Here is a 24,195-nt window from a genome sequence, read left to right on the forward strand (position 1 = left end):
CGGGTCCGCCGCCTCTTGTACTGCCGGTTGCCCGAGAATCAGGCGGCGGCCTCCGCGGTCGCGGCGTCCTTCTTCTTGTTCGCGGCCAACTGCTTCAGGACGGTCACCACGAACGCGGCGACGAGAGTGCCTGCGACGATGCTGACCAGGAATCCCCAGAACGGATCAATGGCGAAGAAGACGAATACGCCGCCGTGTGGTGCTTTGGAGCCGACGCCAAGTGCCATGCACAGCGCGCCGGTCACGGCCCCGCCGGTCATCATCGACGGAATCACTCGCAGCGGATCGGCGGCCGCGAACGGAATCGCACCCTCAGAAATGAACGCGGCACCCAGCAGCCAGGCTGTCGTTCCGTTCTCGCGTTCTGCCTCGGTGTAAAGGTTGCGGCGAACCGTCGTCGACAGCGCCATCGCGAGCGGGCCGACCATGCCGGCCGCCATCACCGCGGCCATGATCGACCATGATGCCTCGGTACCTTGCGAAAGTCCTGCGGTCGCGAACAGGTACGCGGCCTTGTTGACCGGGCCACCCAGGTCGAAGCACATCATCAAACCGAGGATCACGCCGAGCAGCACGGCGGAGGTTCCGGTCATGCCGGTCAGCCAGTCTTGCAGGCTGGTCATCAGGGACGCGAGCGGGCGTCCGAGCAGGAGCAGCATCAGCGACCCGACAAGCAGCGTCGTGACGAGCGGAATGATCACCACCGGCATCAGACCGGCGAGCCAGCGCGGCGGCCTGAGCGACGCCAACCACATCGCGAGCAAACCGGCGAGAATGCCTGTCACCAGGCCACCGATGAACCCCGCACCGATCGCCACCGACAGCGCGCCGCCGATAAAGCCTGGGGCGATGCCGGGGCGTCCGGCCAGACCGAAGGCCACATAGCCGCTCAACGCGGCAACCAAGAAGCCCATGCCCCAACCACCGAGGGCGTTGAAGACAGCACCCAGATACAGCGCCATTCCGGCAGCTGATGTCGTTGCCATGCCGGCGGCAGTCTCATAGGTCTGGGCGTCCGGCAGATTCCACAGCGAATAGTTGAGCGCCACGTCTTCGGCGACGAACGACACGTCATAGCCTCCGACGGCGAAGCCAAGAGCCGTCAACAATCCACCGGCAGCAACGAACGGGATCATGTAAGAGACGCCGGTCATCACAGATTGTTGAATGCGTTTGCCCCAGCCGACTTTCGCTCCGCTGGTGGCGGCAGCATCCGAACCGGTTCCCGAACCACCGGCGACGCGCACCGCGTTCGGGTCTTCGGCGGCAGCAACCGCCTCGTCCAGCATCTTGCCGGGCTCATTCATCGGACGCTTCACGCTCGATTCGATCACCGGCATGCCGGCAAAGCGATCGCGTCCGGAAATACCCACATCGGCGGCGATGATGATAGCGCCCGCCTTGGCGATGACCTCGGGCGTGAACGGATCGATGCCGCCCGACCCTTGGGTCTCGACGTGCAATTCGATGCCCTTCTCCTTGGCGGCTTCCTCGAGTGCTTCGGCCGCCATGTAGGTGTGGGCGATGCCGGTCGGGCACGAGGTGATGGCCAGCAGCACGGGCTTATCGTTCGCGGCTGGCTGCGTGGCGGAGTCAACGGCGGGTTCGTCGGCGGCGCGGGCAGGTGGCGCGGATTCGTCGGCGGCCCGCGCGGGCGGCGCAGATGTGGTTTCGGCCGGCTTCGCCTCTTCGGGCTGGACGACCTGCAAGATCAAGGACGCGGCTTCGTCCGGAGTGGCGGCCGAGCGCAAAGCAGCCAGGAAATCCTTGCGCACCAACGACCGGGACAGTTTCGCCAACAACTTCATATGAGCATCGCCGGTGCCCTCGGGAGCAGCGATACCGATGATCAGGTCGGCGGGGCCGTCCTTCGATCCGAAATCGACCGGTTCGGCCAGCCTGATCAGCCCCAGCGAGGCCTGAGTCACGGCGTCGGCGCGGCAATGCGGAATCGCGATTCCACCGGGCATGCCGGTGGCGAACTGAGCCTCACGTTTCTCGAACGCTTCTTGCAGACCTTGCCGATCTGCGCGCCCGCTGGCCGCGATCAGTTCGGCCATTTCGGCGATGACTGCATGTTTATCGCCGGTGATCGAGGCATCGAGCCTTACTAACTCGGGGGTGATGAGCGGTTCTGCCATTGTGTTACCTCTCTGATCGCGACTACGCGAAGTATCAAAGGAGTACTACCGTGGGCTCATTCTTTCAGGTTGCCCGTCGGCTCCGCTATGAATCGCCGCTATGAGTAAGGTCCCTCCAGAGAATTACTGCTGCGACGCATTGATTCTCTGTCAGTCCCTAAGATCCCCTGGCAAACTGAGGCTGCCCTAACCAAACCCCTGTGCCGGGTCATTATGGCAGATGTGCGAAGCTGGAGAGCGTGGCAGTAGAAAAAACGTGGGAAACAATGGACGGCAACGAGGCAGCCGCGCGCGTGGCGCACGCCCTCAGCGAAGTCATCGCGATCTACCCGATCACCCCCTCGTCACCGATGGCCGAATCATCGGACGCCTGGAGCACCGCCGGACGCACGAACATCTGGGGGGAGGTACCCGAGGTCATCGAGATGCAGTCCGAGGCCGGAGCCGCCGGTGCCCTGCACGGAGCGGTCACCAAGGGCACGTTGGGCACGACCTTCACCGCCTCCCAGGGCCTGCTGCTGATGATCCCGAATATGTACAAGATCGCCGGTGAACTCACCCCGGCCGTCATTCACGTCGCCGCACGTACGGTCGCCACCCATGCGCTGAGCATCTTCGGTGACCATTCCGATGTGATGGGCTGCCGGATGACCGGCTGGGCGATGCTCTGTGCGTCCAGCGTGCAGGAGGCACACGACTTCGCGCTCGTCTCGCACGCCGCCACGCTTCGCAGCCGGGTACCCTTCCTGCATTTCTTCGACGGCTTCCGCACCTCTCACGAAGAGAACAAGATTCAGACGCTGGGACGCGACGATCTGCGCGCACTCGTCCGCGAGGAAGACGTGCTGGCTAACCGGCAGCGCGGGCTGACCCCCGATGCCCCGACGATCCGCGGCACGGCCCAGAACCCCGATGTCTTCTTCCAGGCCCGCGAAGCGTCCAACGTCTTCTACGACGCCGTGCCCAGCATCGTCGCCGAGGTCTTCGACGAGTTGGCCGAGCGCACCGGACGCCGCTACTCACTGGTCGACTACCACGGCGCGCCCGATGCCGAACGCGTGGCCATCGTGATGGGCTCTGCCTGGGGCACCACCTGCGAAGCAGTCGATGAACTGGTCGCCCGTGGCGAGAAGGTCGGTGCCGCCACGCTCCGGCTCTATCGTCCGTTCCCGGTCGAGGCATTGATCGACGCACTCCCCACGACAACCAAGACGATCGCGGTGCTCGACCGCACGAAGGAACCTGGTGCTACCGGCGAACCGCTGTTCGCCGACGTCATGGTGGCCGCGGCCGAGAACGTCTCGCACTTCGATTCCGGCATGCCGAAGCTGATCGGCGGACGTTATGGCTTGTCGAGCAAAGAATTCACGCCGGCGATGGCCGCCGCGGTGTTCAACGAACTCGCCAAGACCGAACCCAAGAAGCGGTTCACCGTCGGCATCAACGACGACGTCACCCACCTGTCCCTGCCGGTGCCCGATGACTTCCGCCCTGCCTCGAATGCCCTGTCGGCGGTCTTCTACGGCCTGGGCTCGGACGGCACGGTCGGCGCGTCCAAGAACTCGGTGAAGATCATCGGTTCGGACGACGGCCGCTATGCCCAGGGCTACTTCGTCTATGACTCCCGCAAGTCGGGGGCGACCACGGTCAGCCACCTGCGGTTCGGCGACCAGCCGATCAACTCCGCCTACCTGATCGATCAGGCCGACTTCGTCGCGGTGCATCAGTTCGAACTGCTCTTCCAGATGCGCACCCTCGATCTGGCCAAACCGGGCGCCACCGTGCTGGTCAATTCACCCTATGGTGATCGCACCTGGGACGAGCTGCCCGCCGAAGTGCGCGATCTTATCAAGGACCATGATCTGAAGGTCTGGATCATCGACGCCGCCGCGGTGGCGCACCAGGCGGGCCTGGGCAAGCGCATCAACACCGTCATGCAGCCCTGCTTCTTCTACCTGTCGGGTGTGGTCTCCCGCGAAGACGCGATCGCCCGCATCAAGTCGTCGGTCGAGCAGACCTATGGACGCCGCGGCCGCGCCGTGGTCGAGCGGAACTTCGCTGCCATCGATGGCGCCATCGCCGCCCTCGAGCCGTTGAAGATCACTGAGGACGACGAACTCAACCTGCACCGGATGCCGCCGATGCCCGACGCCGCACCCGACTTCGTCAAGAGCGTCACCGCCACCATGCTGCGCGGCGAAGGCGATCTGCTGCCGGTCAGCGCGCTGCCGGTGGACGGCACCTGGCCCAGCGGCACCTCAAAGTACGAGAAGCGCGGCATCGCCGAAGAGATCCCGATCTGGGATTCCAGCCTGTGCATCGACTGTGGCAAATGCGCGATCGTCTGCCCGCATTCGGCGATCCGCATCAAGGTCACTCCCGAAGAGGGCTTGGAGGGCGCTCCGGACACCTTGCAGTCGAAGAACTATCGCGACCGCAACCTCAAGGGTCACCAGCTGATCGTCCAGGTCGCGCCGGATGACTGCACCGGCTGCGGAATCTGTGTCGACGTCTGCCCGGCCCGCTCGAAGACCGAGGTGAAGCACAAGTCGATCAATCTGGAGCCGCGCCGCGAGCACCTGGAGGCCGAGCGCGCGAACTATGACTTCTTCCTTGGCATTCCCGATATCGACCGCACCAAGGTGCGCCACGATCAGGTCAAGGGGGCCGCTCAGCTGGAGCCGCTGTTCGAGTATTCGCTGGCCTGCTCCGGCTGCGGCGAGACTCCGTATATCCGTACCTTGACCCAGTTGTTCGGTGACCGCTTGGTGATGGCGAACGCGACCGGGTGTTCGTCCATCTATGGTGGCAATCTGCCGACCAGCCCGTTCACCACGAACGCCGAGGGCCGCGGTCCGACCTGGAGCAATTCGCTGTTCGAGGACAACGCCGAGTTTGGTCTGGGCATGCGGCTCGCCTGGGAGATGCAGAACAAGCAGGCCCGCGGTCTGCTGCGTGGCCTGTCCGGGGACCTGGGCGAAGATCTGGTGTCGTCCATCTTGGACGCGGAGCAGAGCGACGAGGGCGGCATCATCGCCCAGCGCGAGCGGGTCGCAGCTTTGAAGCAAGCGCTCGAAGGTGTGGATGATCCGAAGGCTGTCAGGCTGTTGAGCCTGGCCAATGAGCTGGTGAACAAGAGTTTCTGGATCGTTGGCGGCGATGGCTGGGCCTACGACATCGGTTCGGGTGGTCTCGACCACGTGCTCGGCTCGGGACGCAACGTCAACGTGCTGGTGCTCGACACCGAGGTGTACTCGAATACCGGCGGCCAGGCTTCCAAGGCCACGCCGCGCGGCGCGTCCGCGAAGTTCGCGACTGCCGGCAAGTCATCGCCGAAGAAGGATCTCGGCATGATCGCGCAGGCCTATGGCAACGTCTATGTGGCGCAGATCGCGATGGGCGCCAATCAGCAGCAGACGGTTCGTGCGCTGATGGAGGCCGAGGCGTGGGACGGCCCGAGCATCGTGATCGCCTACTCGACCTGCATCTCGCACGGCATCGACATGCAGACCTCGATGAGCCATCAGGCCAACGCGGTGGCCACCGGATACTGGCCGCTCTACCGGTACCGTCCGACCGAGGAGGCCGAGGGCACCCCGCTGCACCTCGATTCGAAGGCACCCGTGGGCGCGGTCGCTGACTTCATGAGCGACGAGGCCAGATTCTCGATGTTGAAGCGCTCCAACCCCGAGCGGGCAGCGCACCTGTTCGCGCTGGCCCAAGCGGATGCGGACGAGCGCTGGCACTATTACAGCCAGCTGGCCGGAGTGCAGCGGGCGATGCCTGCTCAGCAGGCGGCTGCGTCCGTGGACGATGCCGAATCTGGGGCGAAGGAGAACTGACGGTGGCAGAACTGATCGGGCTTCGAGGTACATCCGCATGGAGCAGCTGGGCCATTGCGTCCGGCGCCCAGAGATTGGGCGCGACGGGCAACGATGCCGAAGCGGGAACGAAGGGGAACTGAGCGATGGCCGACCTGACAACCTCGTATCTGGGTTTGGAGTTGCGCTCGCCGATCATCGCATCGTGCAGCCCGCTGACCGGACGAGAGGACTCGCTGCTGCAGTTGGCCGAGAACGGCGCGGGTGCGGTGGTGCTGCCCAGCCTGTTCCAGGAGGAGGCCGAGGCCGAAGAACTGGCCGCGTCCGACCTGATGGACATCGGCGACGATTTTGCCGAGTTCGCGTCGGCTCCGCTGCCCGAGATCGACTTCACCGATGTCGGCCCGGCCCGGCATGTTGAATGGCTGCGGCGGGCCAAGGAGCTCGTCCAGATTCCGGTGATTGCCAGCGTCAACGGGTCGAAGGTGGGGGACTGGGCCAAATATGCGCGGCTGATGGCGGAGGCCGGGGCCGACGCGATCGAACTCAACCTGTATTCGGTGAATGCGGATCCCGGCGAGTCGTCGGCCGAGGTCGAGGCGCGGTACCTGGAGATCATCGAGTCGGTCCGTGGACGCATCGAGGTGCCGTTGGCGGTCAAGCTGTCTCAACATTTCACCGGCTTGAGCGCATTTGCCCGGCGAGCCGACGAGGCCGGCGCCGACGGACTGGTGCTCTTCAACCGCTTCTACGGCGCCGAAATCAATCTGGATTCGCTTGCCTTAGAAAGTCGGTTGGCATTGTCCTCTCCCGAGGAGTTGCGTTTCGTGCTGCGCTGGATAGGGATCCTGCGGGCCCAACGTCCGGGCTTGTCGCTGGCGGCCACCTCCGGCGTGCACAGTGGTTTGGACGCACTGAAGGCGTTGCTGGTCGGTGCCAATGTGGCGTGCACGGCGTCCGCGCTGCTGCACAACGGCCCGGGGCACCTCAAGGTGATGCTGCATGAACTGGACGCCTGGTTGGACGAGCACGACTACGAGTCGGTGAAGCAACTGCAGGGCTCAATGAGCGCGGCAAACGTGCCCGACCCGGGCCAGTTCGAGCGGGCCCAGTACATGAAGGTCATCACCTCGTCCTTGTGATCAACCCACTCTTCGGCGGCATCGTCGATTCAGGGATGGGCGAGCTAACGTTGAAACCATGGCTGAGGATCCGGCGCCGCGCTACGAATCATTTATTGACCGGCTGGTCCGCGAGGCGACCGAGCGGGGAGAGTTCGATCATCTGCCAGGCAAAGGCCAACCTCTGCACTTGAAATGGGTTGGTGACCCCGACTGGTGCTCCTCGCGCTTCGCGCTCGTCAACAATTTCGTCGGCCTCGGCAGCTCGAGCAAGCTCGGCTGCGCTCGGCCTTCCTCATTGTGGATCAAGGAAAAACTGGAACGCGAGAATCTGACCGGCGGAGAGTTGCGACGCCAATTCAAAGACCGCGGACGTGATTCGCGGCCAAGCTGACAGGCTGTGGCCCGACGCCGTAAGATTCTGGCCAATCAGAGATTGCGCTAGTGGCTTCGTGATAGATCGCGAGCAGCGGGGCGGTCTCGTGAAGCCGATTCAAAGGAGATATGCCATGGCCAAGAAGACCGTCGTTGTTGGCTCGTCGGTTGGACTGCACGCCCGCCCCGCGGCAACCGTTGCGGCAGCCGCAGGCGAGTATGACGATGAGATCACGATCGCTCTCGCTGACGGCGATCCGGTGGATGCATCCTCAGTGCTGCTCATCATGACCTTGGGCGCCGAACACGGCAGTGAGGTCACCGTAGAGTCCGACAATGCCGAGGCCGTGGACGCAATCGCAGCGCTCATCGAGAAGGATCTCGACGCCTGACCTCGGGAGGCCACACGTGGGCCTGCGCCATGAGGTTGCAGGCCCACTTTTTATGCTCCCAGCGTCCACCGCTCGATCAGGTGGCATTCGTTGGCGCGATACCAAACCAATTCGAGCGAGTTCGCGCGTCCATGAACGGGCAGCGGCCGGGTGATCAACTTACGGGTGGATGCGACACTGACCGTCTCCGACAGCCGGTCCAAAGTCAAGTGAGGTAGCGGATCATCGCCGCCATACGGGTGCACATCGGCATGCGCCCGCCAGGCCGTGTGAATGAGCCTCTTGAACTGCCGCACCGGGTCCGCGCGCAGATAGATCGTGCCGCCGGGGAACACGGCGATATCAGCAAGCTCGAAATCGAAAGGTGAACTGGACGCCGCGAGGTCGGCTATCGCGTCCAGGTTCCAGGTGGTGATCGGTGCGAGCACAGTGATGTGCGCGTGGTGGAAGCCGGGATCGTCGCTCAGAAACGCGGTGTCGTAGAACCGGGTCCGATCGACGATCCAGTCTTCCATCTCCGGCACCGGTATCTGCAGAACCGCATGCCCGGGCCAGCCCGCGAGGTCGGTCACTCCTCGACGATCTGGCAGATCATCTCGCCTGAGGTGAGCGAGGTGCCGATCTCGACGAGATCACGCACCACACCTGAGCGGTGCGCGCTGATCGGCTGCTCCATCTTCATCGCCTCCAGCACCACGATCAGGTCGCCTTCGGCCACGGTGTCGCCTTCGGCCACGGCCGTCTTGGCGATAGTGCCCTGCATCGGCGAGGTCAGCGCGTCCGAGAGATCGGCCGGGGCGGCCGAGCGTGCCCTACGGGTCGGCTTCTTCGGCTTGACGGGCCCGGTGCCACCGCCGAGATTGGCCGGCACCTTGACCTCCATGCGGCGTCCATTGACCTCGACCACCACAGCCTTGGACGGCACGTCGGTGTCGGGCTCGCCCAGCTCACCGGTGTAGGGCTCGATGTGGCCGGTGAACCCGGTCTCGATCCAATCGGTGTAGACGCCGAATATGCCGTCGGCAGCGGTGAAAGCCGGATCGTTCAAAACTGCCTGATGGAAGGGCAGCACGGTCGGCATGCCCTCGATCAAGAACTCATCGGTGGCTCGGCGAGCTCTGGCCAGGGCTTCGTCGCGGGTGGCGCCGGTGACCACCAGCTTGCCGAGCAGTGAATCGAAAGCTCCGGGCACCGTCATGCCACGCCGGTAGCCTTCGTCCATCCGCACGCCCGGCCCGCACGGGGGACGCCACCTGGTCAGGGTGCCGGGCCCTGGCATGAATCCGCGTCCGGCGTCTTCGGCATTGATTCGGAACTCGAAGGAGTGGCCGCTGATCACCGGATCGGAATCGGGCAGCCGCGCGCCGTCGGCGATCGCGAACTGCCAGCGCACCAGATCCCATCCGGTGACCTGCTCGCTGACCGGATGCTCGACCTGCAGCCGGGTGTTGACCTCGAGAAAACTGATCGTGCCGTCGACACCGACCAGGAACTCGCAGGTGCCGGCACCCACGTAGCCTGCCTCGCGCAAGATCGCCTTGGACGACTCGTAGAGCCTGGTCAGCTGCTCGTCGCTGAGGAAGGGCGCCGGCGCCTCTTCGACAAGTTTCTGGTGACGGCGCTGCAGCGAGCAGTCACGGGTCGACACCACCACGACCTGGCCGTGCTGGTCGGCCAGGCACTGGGTCTCCACATGCCGCGGACGATCGAGATAGCGCTCCACGAAGCATTCGCCGCGTCCGAAGGCGGTGATCGCCTCGCGGGTGGCCGACTCGAACATCGGCTTGATCTCGGAGCGCTGCCGGGCCACCTTGAGGCCACGGCCGCCACCGCCGTAGGCGGCCTTGATCGCGATCGGCAGACCATGCTCATCGGCGAAGGCGAGGATTTCGTCGGCGTCCGTCACCGGATCGGAGGTGCCCGGCACCAAGGGGGCGCCGACCTTCTGCGCGATGTGGCGGGCCTGCACCTTGTCGCCGAGGGCATCAATCGCGGACGGGGGAGGGCCGATCCAGGTGAGGCCCGCGTCGATGACGGCTTGCGCGAAGTCGGCGTTCTCGGAGAGAAACCCGTAGCCGGGATGTACGGCATCGGCGCCGCTACGCTCGGCGATGTCGAGCAACTTGCCGATGTTGAGATAGGTCTCGGCCGGGGTCGCGCCGTTGAGCGCAAAGGCCTCGTCCGCGAGCTCTACGAACAGCGATGCGGAATCTGAATCGGCATAAACAGCGACCGAGGCAATGCCTGCGTCGCGTGCAGCCCGGATGACACGAACCGCGATCTCTCCGCGGTTGGCCACCAGCAGCTTGGTGATCGTCATGATCCGGAGTCTACTTATCCCATGCCTATTCCCGAGTTCGTTGCTGCTCTTCGGTCAAAAATCGGTCACGATCGGTTGTGGCTGTCGGGGGTGACGGCGGTTGTCTTGCGTCCCTTGGCTGCTCCCGAGGAGGTGCTGCTGGTTCGCCGCTCGGACGACGGCAACTGGACGCCGGTGAAAGGCATCATGGAGCCCGCCGAATCCGTTGCCGGGGCCGCCAAGCGAGAATGCCTGGAAGAGACCGGCGTGGTGATCGAGATCGACCGTTTGGTGTCGGTGGGAGTACACGGCCCGGTGCGCTACTCGAATGGCGATGTCACCGACTACCTGGATCACACGGTTCGGGCGCGCTGGGTGTCGGGTGAGCCGATTGTGGGGGACGACGAGTCGGTGGATGTCGGCTGGTTCCGGCTGGACGCCTTGCCCGAGTCGATTCCGGAATCCGATCTCGCGAGGATCCAGGTTGCGGTCACCAACCCCGCCGATGTGGTGCTGGAAGGCCTGCCGCGCTGACGCATACCGTGCGTATTATCGGAGGCGGCCCGTCCGACCCTGAACTCGGTCGGGCGTATGAAACGACACCCATGCCGCACCCGCTCCCTGTCATGTGCTCGGCATCAGGGATAAGGGATCCCGTGAAGGAATTTCGCGTTAGCTGTTGACTTGTACGCTGGCATGTCCCATGCTGGCCTTAACCAGGTAGTCACAGTCGACTTCCCTCCCAGGAGCTTCGATGCGTCAAGCTGTTCGTGCAATAGGTCGAATGTTCCTTTTCCTCTGCCTGGTGGCCGGACTCGGTACCTTTGGCGCATGCTCGGCCGAGAACAGACTCTCTGTTCTGGATCGCCCGCATAACGAATTTGATGACCCTCAATCTCGGCTACCGGAATCGTTTGGCGGTGGACTGCCGGATGAGTGGCGCTGGGTGGGCGAAATTCCTGAAGGCAGGATCTATCTTGGGCTTAATCAGGACGGCATTGTTTGCACGGTAGCCGAGTATGGAAGCGAGCGCGCCTTCATGAATTGCGGTAGGACTGTGGCGGATCTTCCACAATATGCGGCTTTCTACGCCGGTGAAGGGCGAGAATTGACAGCATATATCGTTGTGCAGGACGGGCTTGATTACGTTGAATCGAACGATGGCCTCTTTTGTCTGGTTGAAAGTAATATGGCGACAATCGTGAACCCCACAGGCCACGAGTCATTCACGGCTCGCTCTTTCGACGGCAAGAGATCCGTGGAAGTGGAAGGGGGTGATGCTAGCGAATTTACGTTTCCCGAAGGTGTGAGATACTGCGCATAAATTTATTTCTAAATGAGGGCATTTGTAAAAATAGTAACGAAATTCTCAAGGAGCAGGGATCATGAGCATTAAATCGAATCTAGCTGGAGTGTCGCTGGCATTGGCCCTGGTGGGTGCGATGAGTGTGTCGACTGCGAACGCTGATCCTGATACTGGCGCTTCATGGCAGCCAAACGCTGATTGGTGTGGGACCCAGCAAGTTGCTAATCGCTATTTCTGTGGAATAGTGGCTGGCGGAGAGACAAAAGGCGGTCCCTCACTTCCGGGCAACTCCTTGGCATATGGGCAATCACCATCAGTCCTGATCGAGACTTGGGCGCGAACGTCAAGTGGCAGCATGGTGTCGTATGGCTCAGGTTATGGCGTGGCTGAAGGGCCAAGTACTGGTGACGCATCTTGGCCAAGATACTGCAAGAGTCAGTCGTCGAATGCGATCGAGTGTGGAACGCAGTGGCTATAGGTCGTCTAGGTTGTATTTTCCCCGGAACGTTGTGAACAGCGGGTTGGGGTGAGGTAGGGAGAGGCCTCCGGCAGGATGCGGGTCACCACTATTCGCACCCAAACGAGCTGGAGGCCTCTCATGACTCACGCGAAAGCACCGTTAGTCCGGAACAGCGTCGCAGGCTTCTTTATCTGATTGTTGACAGAGGCTGGTCGCACGGCAGGGCCTGCGGAGTGGTTTCAGGTGTCCCCGGCCACCGCGAAACGGTGGAGCTTGATGCTCCTCTTGTGTGTCAAGACGATGGCTCCATCGCTGACTGTGCCGAGCGAAAATAGTTGGTGAGCATTGTCGTCACTGATCGAATTCGTGGCGTGAAGGTCAGCCCAGATCCCACAGGCTTTGCCATTGGACGCCCAGGTCGAGGAGCATCTGACGGACCAGCGGCAGCGAGATGCCGACCACGTTGTGTGGGTCGCCGGTGATCGACGTGACGAACGGGCCGCCGATGCCGTCGATGGTGAACCCACCGGCCACCTTCTGCGGTTCCCCGGTCGCGGCGTAGGCGGCGATCTCGGCGTCTGTCAGATCGGCGAAGGTGACGCCGGTCTCGGCAACTCTGACTTGGCTACGGATGTCTTCCGGCCCCGCGACCAGGGCCACAAAATGCCCGGTGAAAAATAGCCCTTGCCTGGCCCGCATCCGATACCAGCGGACGATCGCGGCCTCCTGCGTTCCTGGTTTGCCGTATACCCGGCCCTCGATCTCCAGCATCGAATCGCAAGCCAGCAACACCAATGGCTCGTCCAGCCCGCCGGACGCCCCCAGTTTCGCGAGCACCGCCTCGCCCTTGAGCCTCGCCAGCTCGGACGTCAGTTCACCGCCCGCGCTTCGCTGCACCTGTGACTCGTCCACATCGGGAGCCACCACGTCCGGCTCGATGCCTGCCTGCTGCAAGGTCATCAGACGGGCAGGAGAACTCGACCCGAGGACGACCCGGCGAGGCTGCGGCACAGAAGTAGCATTCGGCACGCGTCCAGCCTAATCGCCTACCGCAGACTGCCGCGCCAGGCCTCCGGACCGGAGACGAACGGCTGGCGGACCTTGCGCCAATACGAGTTCCAGCCGCCGGCGATCGGGCGGTCTTGGTTGGCGCGCGCAGGTGCCGGCTCGGCCAGCTGGGCAGCCAGCACCACGACCGCTGCGGCGAGTTCCTCGTCGGTCGGGTTGCCGCGGACGACCTGGTAGTCACTCATAGCGGGATGTTCCCGTGCTTCTTGGGCGGCATCGCCTCGCGTTTGGTACGCAGGGCACGCAGGAAACGGATCACCTGGGCCCGGGTCTCGTGCGGGTAAATCACCTGATCGATGAAGCCCCGCTCGGCGGCCACATAGGGATTCGCCAGCGTCTGGTTGTATCTATCGACGAGCTCATCGGATTTCGCGGCGGGGTCGTCGGCGCCGGTGAGCTCCTTGCGGTAGAGAATCTTGACCGCGCCCTCGGCGCCCATCACTGCGATCTGAGCGGTCGGCCAGGCCAGATTGACGTCGGCGCCCAGATGCTTGGAGCCCATCACGATGTACGCGCCGCCGTAGGCCTTGCGGGTGATGACGGTCATCAGCGGCACCGTCGCCTCGGCGTAGGCGTAGATCAGTTTCGCGCCGCGCCGGATGATGCCGTCGTACTCCTGCTCGACGCCGGGCAAGAACCCCGGCACGTCGACGAAGGTCAGCACCGGAATGTTGAATCCATCACAGGTGCGGACGAACCGGGCTGCTTTCTCGGATGCCTTGGTATCCAAACAGCCGGCCAACACGTTCGGCTGGTTGGCGACGATACCGATGCTGCGGCCCTCTACGCGTCCGAACCCACAGATGACATTCGGGGCATAAAGCTCCATGACCTCCAAGAACTCGTCCTCGTCGAGCACGGTGCGAATCACTTCGCGCATGTCGTAGGCATGTGCCGGGTTGTCGGGCACCAGCTGGTCGAGCGTGCGGTCGCGGTCGGTGAAATCGAGGTCGGCGGTCTCGGCGAACTCGTAGATCGGAGCGTCCTCGAGATTGTTCTGCGGCAGATAGGTGATCAGCTCGCGCACGTATTCGAGCGCATCCGATTCGTCCACCGCCAGGTAGTGGGCATTTCCCGATTTGGTGTTGTGGGTGCGGCCACCGCCGAGGTCTTCCATCGAGACGTCCTCGCCGGTGACGGTCTTGATGACCTCCGGACCGGTGATGAACATCTGGCTGGTTTGATCGACCATCACGATGAAATCGGTCAGCGCCGGGGAGTAGACGTGACCACCGGCCGCGGCGCCCATGATGATGCTGACCTGCGGGATCACCCCGGACGCCTGCACATTGCGCAAGAAGATGTCGCCGTAGGCGCCCAGCGACGAAACCCCTTCTTGAATGCGCGCGCCGCCGCCCTCGTTGATGCCGATCAGCGGGCACCCGGTGCTGATCGCGAAGTCCTGGATCTTGGCGATCTTCGATCCGTACACCTCGCCGAGCGAACCGCCGAACACCCCGACATCCTGGCTGAACACACAGACCTGACGTCCGTGAATCTCGCCGACTCCGATGATCACGCCGTCGCCGTAGGGGCGTTTGGCGTCCATGCCGAAAGCGGTGGTGCGATGCCGGGCGAACTGGTCCATCTCGGTGAAGCTGCCCTCATCGACCAGAGCGAGAACGCGTTCGCGGGCAGTCATCTTGCCGCGTGCGTGCTGCTTCTCGACGGCTTGCGGGCCGGACGCATGGATCGCGTCGTCGATACGTAAGCCGAGATCGGCGAGTTTGCCGGCAGTGCTGTTGACCTCCATATCCTCAAGATAACCTGTTCCGGGCATAATCGTGGGCGTGCCTCGAACGCCTGCCGCAAATGCCGAACGTATCTCCGATCTGTTGGGCGCTAAGTCCTTCTGGCGGATCAGGACGATTGAGGTGACCGGATCCACCAATGAGGATCTCGCGGATCTGGCCCGCCAGGGTGCCGGCAGCGGCGAGGTGTTGATCGCCGAGCATCAAGCTGCTGGACGCGGCCGTTTCGAGCGCGTGTGGCAGTCGCCGCCCGGATCGTCCATCTCGACCTCGGTGCTGCTTCGGCCGCGCCGCGAACCCTTCGTTTGGGGATGGCTGTCGCTGCTGATCGGGCTGGCGGTGACCGACGGCCTGCGCGCTCTTGGCGGCGGCGATCGCGTCCAGTTGAAGTGGCCCAACGATGCCTTGATCGACGGCAAGAAGGTCTGCGGAATCTTGTCGGAGGTCGTGACCACCGAATGGGGCAATGCGGCGATTTGCGGTTGGGGTATCAACGTCTCCCTCGATGAGTCCGAGCTTCCGGTGCCGCAGGCGACGAGTCTGCTGCTCGCTGGACTGCCCACCGACAAAGACCTGGTCTCGGCTGCGGTGCTAGGCCGGCTAGGTGATTTGTTTGCCAGATGGGACGCCGGCGAAGACCTGAGCGCCGAATACGCCGCGGGTTGCGCCACTGTCGGACGCTCGGTACGCGTGCACCTCGACGCCGAATCGCCCGACAGCCCCTCGGTGACGGGCCAGGCGGTCGGCATCGGAGAGCACGGCGAACTGCTCGTCGAGCTGGGCGATCGGGTGGAGGCATTCGCTGCGGGGGACGTCGTTCACCTGCGCTGATTGGGTTGGCCCCGTGCTTGTTCCGGGTCGGCTGTTCTGGTCGGTCCGGGAGACCGGTTGCCGCCGCGAAACCGAAAAAGCAAAGATAGGTTCGCTTTCCGGCAACCGGCACACCCGAACCTCAGGCGCCCGATCCAGGAAGCGACACGCAGCGGGAATTTATTGGTGGGTCCTTAGCCTTAGACACTTCGGGGAGTGATCAGGGCATGGAATAGCGGCTCCCATTGCTCGTCGCGGGACAATGGGAACCATGGCGCTCGAACTGTATCCGGGGGAGGAATTGGTCACTGTGACCAGGCCCCACGTTCGGACGCTATTCGGGCCGGTGCTCGGACTATTCGTGATCTCCGCCCTGACCGGGGTCGGAATAGCAATCCTCGGTGCTCGATTCGACGAGCTGGGAGAACAGATCGTGATCGGTGCGGGCGCCTTGGCGACGGTCTTCGTCGTGCTGCGACCGATCGTCCGCTGGGCGGCAACGAGTGTGACCCTGACGACACAGCGGCTGATCATCCGGACCGGCATCGTGCGGCGCGACGATCGGCAGGTGCCACTCAACCGGGTCGTCGAGGTCACGATCAGCCGGTCGGCCGGCGACCTCGGATTCGGATCGGGCACCCTGCTGCTCACCACCATGGGAGGTCAGCAGCTGAGATTGGCCCATTTGCCCCGGATCAAGGCGATGTGCGCGGCGGTCAGCGAACTGTCGAACGAGGCGCAGCCACAACCATGGGGCGGCTACGATTCCTGGGCGGACCCCGAACCGTGGGGACCCGATGCCGGCCAGGACGAGTATTGGCACTGAGGGAGCTGCTCCTTGCGGGCCGAGTCCGGTCGTGAGTGTGGCGGGCGATGGTTTTGTCCGAGGGCATAACCGCGGGCGACCGCGCTGAGAAGCAGATGGATTCCCGGCTATCTGCCCTGACGACAACGACGAATGGAGCAACAGATGGCGTTGATCGCAATGGCTGGGCTGCCCGGCGTGGGCAAGACGACGGTCGCCAAAGGTCTCGCGGAGCACTTCGGCGGCGTCCTCGTCAATGTGGACGATGTCGAGTCCTCTTTGGTCAAGGCCGAGTTCGAGCGATCCTTCGCGACCGGGCTGGCGAGCTATCTGGTGGCCGAGCAGGTCGCCCGCGCCAATCTCGGATTGGGCAGCACCGTCATCGTGGACGCCGCCAATTCGGCGAGCTACGCGCGCGATATGTGGACCTCGCTGGCCAGGGAATACAACGTCCCGCTGCTTTTCGTTGAGGTGGTGTGCACCGACCTGGCCGTGCACGCCGAGCGGTTGGCCACCAGGCCGCTGCCGCCCGGGATTCAGCGGATCGGCTTCGACGAAGTCGTGGTGAAATACGCCGAATCCGAATCGTGGGGGTCCGAGCCCAGGTGGCTGGTCAACACCGCGTCAGGGGTCGACCACGATCAACTATTCGCCGAGGTGTCGGACGCACTCGCCAATTTGTGAACGGCTTACAACAGCTCAACCGGCAGTTGCTCGATCGACAGTCCACCGGCTCCCGGCTCGTCGCTGGCCGTGAAGCGGGCCACCCGCGCACCTTCGCGTTCGGCCACCGCGCCGGAGAACACGCCATTGACCCAGTGCACTGCGGCGCCGTCGTCCGCCGCATAGCCGTCCGCGAGCATGCCGGACGCGATCGCCTCGGTGAAGATCGGTTGCCGGCCACGCTCGCCGTCCCAGTGTGGGCAGAAACTGTGGGGCAGCATCCGCAGGCCATCCGGCCAGGCACGCAGATCGCCGAACGAGTCGGTGACACAACCCGAATACCAGCAGGCGGCACCGGCGGACAATCCGCCGAGCACCAGGTCTTGGTCGCGGTTCATCATCTCGGCAAGGACGCGGTCGACTCCGTGGGCTCGCCACAGCGCGAGCAGATTGACCGTCGACCCGGCCCCGACCAGCACGAGATCGGCCTGCGGCAGCCTCGCCAGCGACGCCTTGGCGTCCTGCCACAGGGTGAGGACCATGGTGCGCACACCCAGCGAGGCGTAACCGGACAGGAACTTGCGTACATAGGTCGGGTCGTCGGCCGAAGCCGTCGGCACGAAACAGACCAGCGGTGAGCGCCGGCCGGTCAATTCGAGCAAATACCTGTCGAGATTCGTGGGGGCATTGTTGTCGGACATCGAGAATCCGCCGCCACCCATGGTCACGATGTGCGTGGTCATAGGCCCATCATGGCACGGGCGATAGTCTGAGCGGGTGAGTCGCAGCACCATCGGAGTTATCGGGGGCGGGCAACTGGCCCGCATGATGTACGCGCCGGCCATCAAACTGGGCATTGACCTGCGCCTGCTGGCCGAAGGGCCAGATGTCGGCGCAGCGAGGGTCTTCAAGCATGTGACGGTCGGGGACTACACCGATGAACAGACCGTGCGCGACTTCGCGTCCGAATGCGACATCATCACCTTCGACCACGAGCACGTGCCCACCTCGATCCTGCGGCATCTGGAATCGGACGGAAAACTGGTGCGTCCGGGCCCGGATGCTTTGCAATACGCCCAGGACAAGCTCCTGATGCGCGAACGCCTGACCACGAGCCTGGACGCCCCGGCTCCGGTGTGGCAGGCCTGTGCCGATGCCGATGAGCTGAAGGCGTTCGGCGAGCGGATCGGGTTCCCGATCATCGCGAAGGCCAGCCGAGGCGGTTACGACGGCCACGGAGTGTGGAAGATCGAGACCTCCGACCAGGCGAGTATCCCGTTCGCCGAGGCGCTGAGCAGGTCGGCGGGCGAAAAGGTGGAGATCATCGGCGAGGAATTCGTCGATTTCGCCCGCGAGCTCTCGGTGATCGTGGTGCGCTCCCCATCGGGCCAGGCCGTCTGCTATCCGGTGTCGGAGACCATTCAGAAGGCCGGGGTGTGCCGTGAGACCATCACTCCCGCTCCCGGCCTGAGTGACGAACAGGCCACCCGGATCACCAAGCTCGGGCTGGATATCGCCGACGAACTCCAGATCACCGGCGTGCTCGCGGTCGAGTTGATGCAGCGCCGTGACGGCTCGGTGGTGGTCAACGAGTTGGCCATGCGTCCGCACAACACCGGCCATTGGACGATCGACGGCGCGCACACCAGTCAGTTCGAGAACCACCTGCGCGCGGTGCTCGACCTGCCGCTGGGCGATCCACGGGCACGCGACCCATGGTGCGTGATGGTCAACGTGCTCGGCGGCAGCCACGAGGATCTGCCCAGCGAGCTGCTGCATTGCTTCGCCCGGGATCCGAAGCTGCGAGTCGAGTTGTACGGCAAGCAGGTGCGTCCGGGACGAAAAGTGGGGCACGTCAACTGCTACGGCGATGACCTGGACGAGGTGCGGGGCCGCGCCGAGCACGCCGCGCGCTACCTGATGGGTGAGATCGGCATGAAAGGCGAGAGATGACAGCACAGGTGGGAATCGTGATGGGCTCCGACTCGGATTGGCCGACGATGAAACCGGCCGCCGAGGCCCTCGAGGAGTTCGGTATCGGCTACGAAGCCGACGTTGTCTCGGCACACCGGATGCCCGAAGAAATGGTCCGCTACGGACGCGAGGCACACCAGCGCGGGCTCCGGTGCATCATCGCCGGCGCCGGGGGAGCGGCCCATCTGCCGGGGATGCTAGCCGCGCTGACGCCGCTGCCGGTGATCGGTGTGCCGGTGCCACTGAAGTACCTGGATGGCATGGATTCGCTTCTGTCCATCGTCCAGATGCCTGCCGGAGTTCCTGTGGCCACGGTCGCTATCGGGGGTGCGCGTAACGCCGGGCTGCTCGCGGTCCGTATTCTGGGTGCCAGCGACCCGGAACTCGCCGAGCAGATGGTGCAGTTCCAACAGAGCCTGCGTGACAGTGCGCTGGCCAAAGGGGAGCGTGTCCGCGAAGCAACAAACACATCGACGAAGGCCGAGGGCAAATGAGCTCGCTCATCTGCCGAGGCCAAGGACGATGTCGAGTTACGAAGCAACAAACACATCGACGAAGGGCGAGAGCAATTGAGCTTGCTCGTATTGCCGAGGCCAAGGAAGAGGTTGAATTGCGAAGCAACGAGCACATCGAAAGGTCCCCAGTGAAGAAAACCGCCAGGTTGATCGTCTCCCTGTTAGCTCTCGTTCTGGTATTGAGCGGGTGCTCGGGGTCACCAAACAGCGGGCAAAGCGCGGACGCGGCGTCCGGCCTGCTGGAGCGCTACGGACTCGCCTCACTGAGCACCGACGAGATCGTCGAACAGCTCGACCAATCCGACGAGCAGCGCCCGACCGAATTGATGGGGTCGGTCAAGCCGACCGAGTTGCTGCTCAGCGATGGCGAGGAGCAGGTCTCCCTGGAGATGCCGTCGGACCAGTTCTACATCTCGGTCGCGCCCTATCTCAGCCGCACCCACGACTGCTTCTTCCATAACACCGGCACCTGCCAAGGCGAACTCGCCGATCAGCCCGTGCACCTCAACGTCACCGGCGCCGACGGCTCGGTGATCCTCGACGAGGACGTCACCACCTACGCGAACGGTTTCGTCGGTTTCTGGGTTCCGGCCGGGAGCTCGGGCACCATCACCATCAGTCAGGACGGCAAGACGGGCAGCGTCCCGTTCTCGACCGGTGACCAGGACGCTACCTGCATCACAACCTTGAAGCTAACCTGATGGACCTGGCCAAGGCTCCGATCGAATCCGATCTCGACCCGCTCGCATACCCGTGGTCGCCTCCCCGCGACAACGGGTTGATGGTCCCGACCAACGACCACGGCTATCTGCCGATGACCATCATGACCGGACGCCGGCTCGGCAAGGCGCGGTTGTTGATGTCGGACGGCTATCACACCAAGGGCTTGAGCAGCTACCTCGCCGCGCACGCTCAGACTCCGATGCGCGGACGCCACGTCGTGCTCGCGGTGGGGTCGAATGCCTCTCCCGAGGTGATGCGCAACAAGTTCCGGCGGCGTGGTTTCAATACCCCGCTGACGTTGCCGTTCGTGCGTTGCAGGGTCAGCAACCTGGCCGTCGGCTATATGCCCTTCGTCGCGCCACGCGGCTATGTGCCGGCCACCCCGATTCACGCACCGGGCGAACAGACCGTGCTGTGGGCGTCCTGGTTTGACGACGATCAGCTTGCCGCGCTGGATTCGACCGAGCCCGGATATTCGTGCACCAGGCTGGCCTCGGCCGACTATCCGCTGGTCGTCGACATGCCCGGCGGGGAGCCCATCACCAGTTACTACGTCTACGAGGCCGATTCCGGCGTGATCGAGATCGGGGGCGAGCCGACCCGGCTGGGCAGCCAGCAGGACTTCTATCAGACGATGGCCCAGGTTCCGCAATTCGCGGACGAATTCGGACGCCCCACCAGCGAGGTACTGGAGTGGCTGAAGATTCCCGAGCATCAAGATGAATTCGTGGCCAGGCTCGCCGAAGCAGGCCTGATCGGCCGGCGTCGGTTGAAGGGCGTGGACGAATCAGACAGCCCTTCGCGGGTGACCTACAGCTCGTCCCTCGGATTTGTGGCGCCCGAGAACATCGAGAACGCGATGCGAATTCAGCCGACTCGTGACGACATCGAACGCAACGGTGAGAACTGCATTCTCGTCCACCCGAGCCGGGCGACCGGCTTCGGGTCGCACGCGGTGCTCAGGCCGGCGCCGAATCTGCGTCTGGGACGCCCGGGGGTGCTCGGCAAGCTGATCGTCAGCCCCGATATCGATCCCGACGAGATCGAAGTCGACCAGCTCCTACGAGATGGTCTCGGCCTGGATCTGCAGGAGTGGGTGACGATCGAACCCGCGACGGTTCCGGACGATCCTCTCGCCGACGCGCTGGTGGGTCGGCGTTATGCGACGGTTCGCGTGCAGGCGGCCGAGCATTCCCACGGGGAGACCGATCTGACCTTGCTGCATCCGGTGATCATGACGTATCTGGGCCTGTCGGACGGCGACCATGTGGTTTATGAGGGGATGCCCGGGCCCGACGGCAAGGTAGGCGTGGCGCAGATGCGGGTCGGCATGATTCCCGAGGACGTGCTGCTCCGCCGAGAGGCGCTCAGCGAGGGCGGATTGGACGCGCTCTATGCTTCCCCCGAGTCGGCTTTGGGCGTCTACCCCGATCTGCCGATGGTGTTGATGGACTCCGCCACCCGCACCAAGCTGAACCTCGGACCACACCGGCTGGCAGCGGTCCGGGTGCGTCCGAGCCGTCGGCACAAGCTGCTGGCGGAGGTACGTGAGGCAACCCTGGTGATGGCTGTCGCCGTGCTCGGCCTGGTGACGATCTCGAACAGCGTGGTTGTCGCGATCATCAGTGCCGTCCTGATCTCGCTGCTGGCGATCGGGGTCGGCCTGCTGCGGGTGCGCTCGGCAATCGGCACCTCGAGGAAGGCCGAGCGCAATTGAAGCAGTAGTCACCTCAAGCAAGCCCGAGCGCTAAACGTGCGAAACGTCGGTTTCGGTGCCCGGGTTCACCTTTTCTCGTGAATATTCGGGGTGCCACAACGTGGTGCTGTGGAGCACCGGACGATTGCTGCGTCCTCAGTCGGCGAGCGTCAGACCCTGCCGCCAATTCAGCCGTCCACCGGTGCGCAGCAACGCCCGGCGGTAGATCCGCTCGCCTAGCAGCACCATCAGGGCGGCGAAGACCAGGTTGGCCACCAGCGCCAGCAGCGGCTCCCACCAGCTGACGGAGCCTTCGAGCAGCCGGGACGGCATCAACACGGCCGAGACGATGGGTACGAAGCTGAGCACGATGCGGACGGTTCCCGAAGCGGCGAAGGCAGCGAGATAGACCGCCATGATCAGCCACATCAGCGGAGTCGAGGTCTGATTCAGGTCTTCGCTTCGGGTGCCCAGTGCCCCGGCGGCTGCCCAGATGCAGGCGAGCGCCAAGAAGCCGGCCAGGAAGAAGATCAGGAACCAGGCCGACGCGGTCACGAAATCCGGGAGGAAATCCCGGGCCGGGGTGAAGGCCACGCCGATCAGCCCTGCGGCCAGCAGGAAAAGGACCTGTGCGAAGGCGATCAGCGTATTGCCGATAACTTTGCCGGCCAGCAACTGGCGGACCGGGATGACCGCGACGAGAATCTCGACGATGCGAGATTGTTTCTCCTCGATCACCGAGGTGGCGATCTGCATGCCGTAGGTCATCGAGCTCATCATGAACAGCACACCGAAGACCACCGCGGCTATATAGGCGGCCGGGCCGGCTGTGCTGGATACGGTCAGCAGGTCGACATCGACCCGGGTCTGCGCCTCGACCTGCGCGGTAGTGACGCCGGCCTGCTCGGCCAGCTCGGCGATCGTCTGGGCGCGCAATGTCTCGGTCAGCTGGCTGACGAAGGTGTCGTCGGGCTCGGATTCCCAGGTGGTGACCCACCCGGAGTCGTCATGATGCAGATAGACGTCGGCGTCCCCGGCCATCACCTGCGAGGTGGCTTGATCCGCGCTGTCCAGTTCGGTGACCACGATGGCGTCATCGGAGCCGGACTGCTGCAGCTGGGTGTCCATCGCGGTGGCGACCGCGGCTGCTTCGGGTGTGGTGACGACGACATCGGTGGTGTCGGCGCGCCCGCTGATCAGGAAACCGACCGCGAATCCGGCGACGATGATGCCCAAGGTGGTCAACGTTCCGATGATGAACGCTTTGTCGGTGACCTTGACCACGATCTCGCGGATCGTGACGAGCAGCCAGGCCGGCCGGCGTCCGGAGTTGTTTGTCGATTCAGGGGTCGGGGTCATGAGGCCACCTCCCGGTAGATCTCGGACAGGGTCTGGCGTACCTTTGCGAACTCGATGACATGGCCACGCTGAAGTGCCTGAGCCAGCAGTTCGTCGGCGGCGCCGGGATCAAGGATCTCGATCACGGCCGTGCCGCCGGCGACCTCGTCCACCCTCAGGCCCGGCACGTCGCGTACCCAGGAAGCGTCGGTGTCGGTGACCAGCCGATGCCTGGTGGGCCCGCGTGATTCGAGTTCGTCCTTGCTGCCCGCGGCCACCACTCGTCCATTTGCCAGGATCACCAGGCCGTCGCAAAGCCGGTCGATCAGGTCGAGTTGATGGCTGCTGAACAACACCGGCACTCCGCCGGCGGCCCGTTCGGCCAGCAGTGCGGCCATCTGGTCGACGGCTTTCGGGTCCAGGCCGCTGAACGGCTCGTCCAAGATCAATCCGATCGGGCGTGCCATCACCGCCGCCGCGATCTGGACGCGCTGCTGGTTGCCCAGGCTGAGCTTCTCGAGTTTGTCCTTCAGCCTGTCGCCCAGCCCGAAACGCTCCATCAATTCGGACGCCTCGGCCTCGGCCGCCTGGCTGCTCATGCCCTTCAGCCTGGCCAGGTAGATCAGTTGCCGGCCTATCGGCTGCTTGGCGTACAGCCCACGTTCTTCGGGCATATAACCGAAGCGTGAACGATCGTTCTGAGTTATCGGACGGCCATCCCACCTGACGGCACCGCCATCGGGCGCCAGCAGCCCCATGATCATGCGCATCGTGGTGGTCTTGCCTGCGCCATTGCCGCCGACGAAACCGATCATCTGCCCCGCCGGCACGGTGAAGGAGATGTCGTCGACGGCTCTCAGCTGGCCGAAGGTTCGGACCAGGTGGTCTACCTCAAGCATGCGGATTGCTCCTCTCGGTCGGTGTGCGGCCGTGCTGC

General features: G+C 64.0%; 22 protein-coding genes. 13 read left to right on the forward strand and 9 right to left on the reverse strand.

Annotated features, from left to right (window positions below; all coding sequences use genetic code 11):
- Positions 1–38 precede the first annotated feature (38 nt).
- On the reverse strand, positions 39–2,141 hold the full coding sequence (locus tag QQ658_RS02745; protein ID WP_286026154.1) for a PTS fructose transporter subunit IIABC: 2,103 nt from the start codon (positions 2,139–2,141) through the stop codon (positions 39–41).
- A gap of 239 nt (positions 2,142–2,380) precedes the next feature.
- Here QQ658_RS02745 and nifJ point away from each other — a divergent pair, with 239 nt between their 5' ends.
- The 4 genes from nifJ to QQ658_RS02765 all read left to right on the forward strand — a co-directional run bounded on the left by nifJ (position 2,381) and on the right by QQ658_RS02765 (position 7,850).
- The gene (gene nifJ, locus QQ658_RS02750; protein WP_353057936.1) at positions 2,381–5,983 is read left to right on the forward strand and encodes a pyruvate:ferredoxin (flavodoxin) oxidoreductase; all 3,603 of its coding nucleotides are present in this window, start codon (positions 2,381–2,383) and stop codon (positions 5,981–5,983) included.
- 125 nt (positions 5,984–6,108) lie between these two features.
- The gene (locus QQ658_RS02755) at positions 6,109–7,104 is read left to right on the forward strand and encodes a dihydroorotate dehydrogenase-like protein (protein WP_286026155.1); all 996 of its coding nucleotides are present in this window, start codon (positions 6,109–6,111) and stop codon (positions 7,102–7,104) included.
- Between the two features lie 58 nt (positions 7,105–7,162).
- The gene (locus tag QQ658_RS02760) at positions 7,163–7,477 is read left to right on the forward strand and encodes a DnaJ family domain-containing protein (protein WP_286026156.1); all 315 of its coding nucleotides are present in this window, start codon (positions 7,163–7,165) and stop codon (positions 7,475–7,477) included.
- Between the two features lie 115 nt (positions 7,478–7,592).
- Positions 7,593–7,850, forward strand: coding sequence for an HPr family phosphocarrier protein (locus QQ658_RS02765; RefSeq protein WP_286026157.1), 258 nt, complete (start codon positions 7,593–7,595; stop codon positions 7,848–7,850).
- A 50-nt stretch (positions 7,851–7,900) separates the two neighbouring features.
- On the opposite strand, the gene QQ658_RS02770 is transcribed toward QQ658_RS02765, so the two are convergent.
- Positions 7,901–8,422, reverse strand: coding sequence for a 2'-5' RNA ligase family protein (locus QQ658_RS02770; protein WP_286026158.1), 522 nt, complete (start codon positions 8,420–8,422; stop codon positions 7,901–7,903).
- The gene (locus tag QQ658_RS02775; protein ID WP_286026159.1) at positions 8,419–10,170 is read right to left on the reverse strand and encodes an acetyl/propionyl/methylcrotonyl-CoA carboxylase subunit alpha; all 1,752 of its coding nucleotides are present in this window, start codon (positions 10,168–10,170) and stop codon (positions 8,419–8,421) included. The genes QQ658_RS02770 and QQ658_RS02775 overlap by 4 nt, the downstream gene beginning before the upstream one ends.
- 21 nt (positions 10,171–10,191) lie before the next feature.
- Between QQ658_RS02775 and QQ658_RS02780 the strand changes: the two genes are divergently transcribed.
- Both QQ658_RS02780 and QQ658_RS02785 read left to right on the forward strand, forming a co-directional pair.
- Positions 10,192–10,683 carry an NUDIX hydrolase gene (locus tag QQ658_RS02780; protein ID WP_286026160.1) on the forward strand — a complete coding sequence of 164 codons (492 nt, stop codon included), beginning with the start codon at positions 10,192–10,194 and terminating at the stop codon, positions 10,681–10,683.
- Positions 10,684–10,903: 220 nt separating this feature from the next.
- Entirely contained in the window at positions 10,904–11,473 is a 570-nt protein-coding gene (locus tag QQ658_RS02785) for a hypothetical protein (protein WP_286026161.1), read from the forward strand.
- An 820-nt stretch (positions 11,474–12,293) separates the two neighbouring features.
- Here the strand turns inward: QQ658_RS02785 and QQ658_RS02790 are convergent.
- From QQ658_RS02790 to QQ658_RS02800, 3 genes are read right to left on the reverse strand one after another with little or no spacing between them, the layout of a single operon-like run.
- Positions 12,294–12,944, reverse strand: a complete 651-nt coding sequence (locus QQ658_RS02790; RefSeq protein ID WP_286026162.1) for a Maf family protein — start codon at positions 12,942–12,944, stop codon at positions 12,294–12,296.
- 17 nt (positions 12,945–12,961) lie between these two features.
- Positions 12,962–13,168, reverse strand: coding sequence for an acyl-CoA carboxylase subunit epsilon (locus tag QQ658_RS02795; protein WP_286026163.1), 207 nt, complete (start codon positions 13,166–13,168; stop codon positions 12,962–12,964).
- A complete protein-coding gene (locus tag QQ658_RS02800; RefSeq protein ID WP_502928928.1) occupies positions 13,165–14,736 on the reverse strand; it encodes an acyl-CoA carboxylase subunit beta in 1,572 nt (523 codons plus the stop codon). The genes QQ658_RS02795 and QQ658_RS02800 overlap by 4 nt, the downstream gene beginning before the upstream one ends.
- Before the next feature lie 37 nt (positions 14,737–14,773).
- Between QQ658_RS02800 and QQ658_RS02805 the strand changes: the two genes are divergently transcribed.
- The 3 genes from QQ658_RS02805 to QQ658_RS02815 all read left to right on the forward strand — a co-directional run bounded on the left by QQ658_RS02805 (position 14,774) and on the right by QQ658_RS02815 (position 17,033).
- Entirely contained in the window at positions 14,774–15,565 is a 792-nt protein-coding gene (locus QQ658_RS02805) for a biotin--[acetyl-CoA-carboxylase] ligase (RefSeq protein ID WP_286026165.1), read from the forward strand.
- A gap of 250 nt (positions 15,566–15,815) precedes the next feature.
- Complete coding sequence (locus QQ658_RS02810) at positions 15,816–16,370, forward strand: PH domain-containing protein (RefSeq protein ID WP_286026166.1); 555 nt, start codon at positions 15,816–15,818, stop codon at positions 16,368–16,370.
- Positions 16,371–16,514: 144 nt separating this feature from the next.
- Positions 16,515–17,033, forward strand: coding sequence for a P-loop nucleotide/nucleoside kinase family protein (locus tag QQ658_RS02815; RefSeq protein WP_286026167.1), 519 nt, complete (start codon positions 16,515–16,517; stop codon positions 17,031–17,033).
- 5 nt (positions 17,034–17,038) lie between these two features.
- Here QQ658_RS02815 and QQ658_RS02820 read toward each other — a convergent pair whose 3' ends face one another.
- Positions 17,039–17,755, reverse strand: a complete 717-nt coding sequence (locus QQ658_RS02820; protein WP_286026168.1) for a Type 1 glutamine amidotransferase-like domain-containing protein — start codon at positions 17,753–17,755, stop codon at positions 17,039–17,041.
- A gap of 34 nt (positions 17,756–17,789) precedes the next feature.
- Here QQ658_RS02820 and QQ658_RS02825 point away from each other — a divergent pair, with 34 nt between their 5' ends.
- The 4 genes from QQ658_RS02825 (at position 17,790) to QQ658_RS02840 (ending at position 21,941) form a co-directional block, all read left to right on the forward strand.
- Positions 17,790–18,965 (forward strand): 5-(carboxyamino)imidazole ribonucleotide synthase, encoded by a 1,176-nt coding sequence (locus QQ658_RS02825; protein ID WP_286026169.1) that lies wholly within the window; start codon positions 17,790–17,792, stop codon positions 18,963–18,965.
- Entirely contained in the window at positions 18,962–19,480 is a 519-nt protein-coding gene (gene purE, locus QQ658_RS02830; protein WP_286026170.1) for a 5-(carboxyamino)imidazole ribonucleotide mutase, read from the forward strand. Before QQ658_RS02825 ends, purE begins: the two co-directional genes overlap by 4 nt.
- Positions 19,481–19,629: 149 nt before the next feature.
- Positions 19,630–20,202 carry a CueP family metal-binding protein gene (locus QQ658_RS02835; RefSeq protein WP_286026171.1) on the forward strand — a complete coding sequence of 191 codons (573 nt, stop codon included), beginning with the start codon at positions 19,630–19,632 and terminating at the stop codon, positions 20,200–20,202.
- Complete coding sequence (locus tag QQ658_RS02840; RefSeq protein WP_286026172.1) at positions 20,202–21,941, forward strand: hypothetical protein; 1,740 nt, start codon at positions 20,202–20,204, stop codon at positions 21,939–21,941. The genes QQ658_RS02835 and QQ658_RS02840 overlap by 1 nt, the downstream gene beginning before the upstream one ends.
- Positions 21,942–22,076: 135 nt before the next feature.
- Here QQ658_RS02840 and QQ658_RS02845 read toward each other — a convergent pair whose 3' ends face one another.
- The gene (locus tag QQ658_RS02845) at positions 22,077–23,279 is read right to left on the reverse strand and encodes an ABC transporter permease (protein WP_286026173.1); all 1,203 of its coding nucleotides are present in this window, start codon (positions 23,277–23,279) and stop codon (positions 22,077–22,079) included.
- Complete coding sequence (locus QQ658_RS02850; RefSeq protein ID WP_286026174.1) at positions 23,276–24,157, reverse strand: ABC transporter ATP-binding protein; 882 nt, start codon at positions 24,155–24,157, stop codon at positions 23,276–23,278. The genes QQ658_RS02845 and QQ658_RS02850 overlap by 4 nt, the downstream gene beginning before the upstream one ends.
- Positions 24,158–24,195: the final 38 nt, after the last annotated feature.

Source organism: Propionimicrobium sp. PCR01-08-3 (assembly GCF_030286045.1).
In the GTDB taxonomy this organism is placed as follows: Bacteria; Actinomycetota; Actinomycetes; order Propionibacteriales; family Propionibacteriaceae; genus Brooklawnia.

Coding starts and splice junctions, on each gene's coding strand:
- QQ658_RS02745 (WP_286026154.1), bottom strand. CDS start 2,141: ATGGCAGAACCGCTCATCACCCCCGAGTTAGTAAGGCTCGATGCCTCG.
- QQ658_RS02755 (WP_286026155.1), top strand. CDS start 6,109: ATGGCCGACCTGACAACCTCGTATCTGGGTTTGGAGTTGCGCTCGCCG.
- QQ658_RS02760 (WP_286026156.1), top strand. CDS start 7,163: ATGGCTGAGGATCCGGCGCCGCGCTACGAATCATTTATTGACCGGCTG.
- QQ658_RS02765 (WP_286026157.1), top strand. CDS start 7,593: ATGGCCAAGAAGACCGTCGTTGTTGGCTCGTCGGTTGGACTGCACGCC.
- QQ658_RS02775 (WP_286026159.1), bottom strand. CDS start 10,170: ATGACGATCACCAAGCTGCTGGTGGCCAACCGCGGAGAGATCGCGGTT.
- QQ658_RS02780 (WP_286026160.1), top strand. CDS start 10,192: ATGCCTATTCCCGAGTTCGTTGCTGCTCTTCGGTCAAAAATCGGTCAC.
- QQ658_RS02785 (WP_286026161.1), top strand. CDS start 10,904: ATGCGTCAAGCTGTTCGTGCAATAGGTCGAATGTTCCTTTTCCTCTGC.
- QQ658_RS02795 (WP_286026163.1), bottom strand. CDS start 13,168: ATGAGTGACTACCAGGTCGTCCGCGGCAACCCGACCGACGAGGAACTC.
- QQ658_RS02800 (WP_502928928.1), bottom strand. CDS start 14,736: ATGGAGGTCAACAGCACTGCCGGCAAACTCGCCGATCTCGGCTTACGT.
- QQ658_RS02810 (WP_286026166.1), top strand. CDS start 15,816: ATGGCGCTCGAACTGTATCCGGGGGAGGAATTGGTCACTGTGACCAGG.
- QQ658_RS02815 (WP_286026167.1), top strand. CDS start 16,515: ATGGCGTTGATCGCAATGGCTGGGCTGCCCGGCGTGGGCAAGACGACG.
- QQ658_RS02820 (WP_286026168.1), bottom strand. CDS start 17,755: ATGACCACGCACATCGTGACCATGGGTGGCGGCGGATTCTCGATGTCC.
- purE (WP_286026170.1), top strand. CDS start 18,962: ATGACAGCACAGGTGGGAATCGTGATGGGCTCCGACTCGGATTGGCCG.
- QQ658_RS02840 (WP_286026172.1), top strand. CDS start 20,202: ATGGACCTGGCCAAGGCTCCGATCGAATCCGATCTCGACCCGCTCGCA.
- QQ658_RS02845 (WP_286026173.1), bottom strand. CDS start 23,279: ATGACCCCGACCCCTGAATCGACAAACAACTCCGGACGCCGGCCGGCC.
- QQ658_RS02850 (WP_286026174.1), bottom strand. CDS start 24,157: ATGCTTGAGGTAGACCACCTGGTCCGAACCTTCGGCCAGCTGAGAGCC.